The sequence below is a fragment of the Halomonas sp. SIMBA_159 genome (assembly GCF_046536035.1).
Lineage (GTDB): Bacteria > Pseudomonadota > Gammaproteobacteria > Pseudomonadales > Halomonadaceae > Vreelandella > Vreelandella venusta_A.
The window spans coordinates 1-229 of record NZ_JAWJBT010001813.1; the positions used below are offsets into that span (position 1 = coordinate 1).

A 229-nucleotide genomic window follows, 5' to 3' on the forward strand; every position below is an offset into this window, starting at 1 on the left:
GTTTGACCTGATTGCCCGTGCAGGTGTGACTTTCTCTTACACTGAAAATGGGCCTGTTGGTCTGCTGACAGGTAAAAAAGTGATTGTTGTTTCTTCTCGTGGCGGCATGCATAAAGGTAACGCCACAGACACTATGGTTCCTTACCTGACCACTATCCTTGGCTTTGTCGGCATGACTGAGGTTGAGTTTGTTTACGCAGAAGCATTAAACATGGGTGATGAACTGGCC

General features: G+C 47.2%; 1 protein-coding gene. It reads left to right on the forward strand.

Annotated features, from left to right (window positions below; translation table 11 throughout):
* Window positions 1-229 (forward strand): NAD(P)H-dependent oxidoreductase (locus R0J87_RS25455; RefSeq protein WP_498889798.1); only part of this gene is annotated, 229 nt, incomplete at both ends.